Annotated in this window: 3 protein-coding genes and 1 pseudogene; all 4 read left to right on the plus strand. The window is 56.8% G+C overall.

The genetic code is table 11. From position 1 onward, the window contains the following. Positions 1-1,407, plus strand: a pseudogene (locus Q0362_RS00660) (DNA polymerase III subunit gamma and tau); the annotation flags it as partial. A 2-nt stretch (positions 1,408-1,409) separates the two neighbouring features. Beyond that, the gene (gene recR, locus Q0362_RS00665; protein ID WP_280795529.1) at positions 1,410-2,006 is read left to right on the plus strand and encodes a recombination mediator RecR; all 597 of its coding nucleotides are present in this window, start codon (positions 1,410-1,412) and stop codon (positions 2,004-2,006) included. A gap of 104 nt (positions 2,007-2,110) precedes the next feature. After that, the gene (locus tag Q0362_RS00670; RefSeq protein ID WP_280795530.1) at positions 2,111-3,376 is read left to right on the plus strand and encodes an aspartate kinase; all 1,266 of its coding nucleotides are present in this window, start codon (positions 2,111-2,113) and stop codon (positions 3,374-3,376) included. Continuing rightward, positions 3,373-3,875 (plus strand): aspartate-semialdehyde dehydrogenase (locus Q0362_RS00675; protein WP_298118649.1); only part of this gene is annotated, 503 nt, incomplete at its 3' end. The genes Q0362_RS00670 and Q0362_RS00675, both read left to right, overlap by 4 nt.

The raw sequence follows: 3,875 nt of genomic DNA on the forward strand, positions 1-3,875 counted from the left end.
GTTCGCGCCGGCGGATCTGCTCGTGACACTCTTTCTCTGCTTGACCAGCTCATTGCCGGTTCAGAGAATGACGCGGTTACTTATGAGCGTGCTGTTTCTCTCCTGGGTTACACCCACAGTGCTCTGCTCGATGAAGCAGTAGATGCGCTCGCCGCAGGCGACTCAGCGGGTGCCTTTGCTGCTGTTGACCGTGTCATTCAAACCGGTCAGGATCCTCGCCGATTTGTTGAAGACCTTCTTGAGCGCCTGCGTGATCTCATTCTTGTTGCTGCCACTGGCGCCAACGCTAATGCGGTACTTCGTGGCATTCCGGCGGATGAACTCGAACGCATGCAGTCCCAGGCCAAGAACTTTGGTTCGGCCGAGCTCTCACGCGCTGCCGATGTGGTGAACTCTTCACTCACCGAGATGACGGGCGCCACTTCTCCTCGTCTTCACCTTGAGCTCATGATTGCTCGTCTGTTGGTTCGTGCAACTGGTGGTGCTCCTGCTGTTGCACCTGCTTCTTCGGTAGCGGTTGCTCCAGCTGCCCCTGTCACTAAGCCTGCTGCTGCACCTGCTGCCGCTGCGCCTGTTACTCCAGTTGCCAAGGTTGAAGCTCCCGCTCCTGCCGCACAGGCAGAGCCAGTCAAGGAAGCACCCGTCAAAGAAGAGCCAGCGGTCGTTGTTCCCACTGGCCCTGTGGGAACCCGCGAACTCCTTGAGGTGTGGCCTGCAGTTCTGGAGAAGATTCAGAAGACAAGTCGCGCTGCGTGGCTGGTCGTGGTTTCTGCCCAGGTGCGTTCTCTCGAAGATGAGGTTCTCACTCTGGTCTTCAGTAATGAAGCAGATGCTGCTTCGTTCCGCCCTCAGAAGGGTGTGCCCGGTGGTGTGCACGAGATTCTGCGTCAAGCCATTCTCGACACCGTGGGTGTTCGAGTCAGCTTTAAGGTCTCCAGTGATTCCAGTGCAACTGCACCTATTGATCGCATGACTGACACTGGTTCTGTTGCTTCCCCGTCTGCTCCAGTTAATGCACCTCGCGAGTTTGCCACGCCAGCACCTGTGGCCAAGTCTGATGAACCTCCACTCCCCGTAGAGCCACCTGCTGATCTAGATGAGGAGCCACCCTTCGAAGAGGCAGCACCTCCCGCCTTAGATGATGGCTGGGATGTTGTGGCTATCCCTGGTGGGGGAGCTCCCGCCGTTCTTGAGGATGAGACTGTTGTTGAAGAAGTAGTGATTGCTTCAGAAGAACCAGTACCTGCCGCTCCTGCTGCCAAGAAGCTCACTCCTGAGCAGAGTGCACAAGAAGATGCCCGCTACGGGGAAGCAGTTGTTCGAGAGCTCCTTGACGCAAAGTTCATTGCAGAAGAAGTTACTGAACCCATTGCTGTTGTTTCCGCTGAGCCTGCTGACGAGGCCTAGTCATGTATGACGGCATTGTTCAGGAGCTCATTGATGAGCTGGGTCGACTTCCCGGTATTGGACCCAAGTCTGCGCAACGTATTGCGTTCCACATTCTGCAGACTGAGTCTTTTGATGTCTCACGCTTGTCTTCGGTGCTTGTAGAGGTCCGTGAGAAGGTCAAGTTCTGCGAGATCTGCGGCAACGTCAGCGAAGAAGTCACCTGCGGCATCTGCCGTGATCCTCGCCGCGATCCCACCTTCATCTGTGTGGTGGAAGAAGCTAAGGATGTTGTCGCCATTGAGCGCACCCGAGAATTCCGTGGGCTCTATCACGTCCTCGGGGGAGCAATCAGCCCCATTGATGGCATTGGTCCTGATGACCTGCGCATTCGCCAGCTCATGACGCGTTTGGCAGATGGCACCGTGATGGAAGTCATCATTGCGACCGACCCCAACCTTGAGGGTGAAGCAACGGCAACTTATCTTTCACGCCTGCTCAAGACCCTAGAAATCAAGGTGTCACGCCTGGCTTCTGGTCTGCCCGTGGGTGGAGATTTGGAATACGCCGACGAAGTGACGCTCGGCAGGGCTTTCGAAGGACGTCGCACCGTTTCTTAGACGGTATTGGTGGGGTCAAAACCGCCTAAAAACTGCCGGTAGAATAGAGTTTCCAGCTCGTGAGAACCGTAGCCGCGAGCATATTCCTTCAGGAGTTTTCAACCGTGAGCTTGATTGTGCAGAAGTTTGGCGGATCATCCGTTGCAGATGCTGAGAGCATCAAGCGCGTTGCCAAGCGCATTGTCGAGACCAAAGAGGCTGGAAACGACGTTGTTGTCGTTGTTTCTGCCATGGGTGACACCACTGATGAACTGATGGACCTCGCTAACGAGGTTGCCAGCGATCACGCACCTCGTGAGCTCGACATGCTCCTCACCGCAGGTGAGCGCATCTCGATGGCACTGGTTGCCATGGCTGTTCGTTCCCTCGGCCACGACGCCAAATCTTTCACCGGTTCACAGGCCGGCATGATCACCGATGCTCAGCACGGTACTGCGCGCATCGTGGAGGTCACTCCTGGCCGCCTGCGTGAAGCAGTGGCAGAAGGCAACATCGTCATCGTTGCGGGATTCCAAGGCTTCAACCGTTCTACCGGCGACATCACCACACTCGGCCGTGGTGGTTCTGACACCTCTGCTGTTGCCCTTGCTGCCGCTTTGGATGCCGATGTCTGCGAGATTTACACCGACGTGGACGGCGTCTTCACCGCTGACCCTCGCGTTGTTCCCAACGCGTCCAAGATTCACCGCATTTCCAGCGAAGAAATGCTCGAGCTGGCAGCTAGCGGTGCCAAGGTTCTCAACATTCGCGCAACTGAATATGCACGCCGTCACGGTGTGACATTGCACGTGCGCTCCTCGTTCGTCTCGAACGAGGGAACAATTGTCTACAACCCCACGGAGGGAGAAACAGTGGAAGAGCCCATCATCACCGGTGTTGCCGGGGACCTGAGCGAAGCAAAGATCACCGTTGCCGGTGTTCCCGACGTTCCAGGTAAGGCTGCACAGATTTTCACCGTTGTCGCAGCAGCAGACATCAACATCGACATGATCGTGCAGAACGTCTCTTCAGGCGGCTCCGGTCAGACTGATATCTCCTTCACCTTGCCCACCGCAGAGGCTGATGACGCACTGGCAGCACTGAAGGCTGCACAGTCTGACATCGGATTCTCCGACCTGGCTCTGGATGAGAACATTGGCAAGCTCTCCGTGGTCGGTGCCGGTATGCGCACCAGCTCTGGTGTTTCAGCTCAACTGTTCACCGCACTGTTTGAAGCAGGCGTCAACATCGACATGATTTCTACGTCCGAGATTCGCATCTCTGTCATCATGCGTGCTGACCAACTCAACGAAGCACTACGCAAGGTGCACACCGCTTTCGGTCTTGACTCTGATGTTGAGGCTGTTGTCTACGCAGGAACCGGCCGATGACCGTCATCGCCCCCGAGGGGCTCAACATTGCCGTGGTTGGTGCAACCGGCCAGGTTGGCAAGGTCATGCGTCGTCTGCTCGAAGAGCGTAACTTCCCCGTGAAGTCCATCCGCTTCTTCGCCTCGGCTCGTTCGGCAGGCTCTGTTCTTCCTTTCGCCGGTCACGACATTGTTGTGGAAGACGTAGAAACCGCTGATCCTTCTGGCATCGACGTTGCCCTCTTCTCTGCAGGTGCAACGGCATCCAAGGCACAGGCTCCTCGCTTCGCTGCCGCTGGTGTGACTGTTGTCGACAACTCGTCTGCATGGCGCATGGACCCCGAGGTTCCTCTCGTGGTCTCAGAGGTCAACCCTCACGCCATCAAGCAGGCAGTCAAGGGCATCATCGCGAACCCCAACTGCACCACCATGGCAGCAATGCCTGCACTCAAGGTTCTCCACGCTGAGGCTGGTCTTGAGCGCATGGCCGTGACCACCTTCCAGGCAGTGTCTGGTTCTGG

Source organism: uncultured Aurantimicrobium sp., assembly GCF_936931525.1.
In the GTDB taxonomy this organism is placed as follows: domain Bacteria; phylum Actinomycetota; class Actinomycetes; order Actinomycetales; family Microbacteriaceae; genus Aurantimicrobium.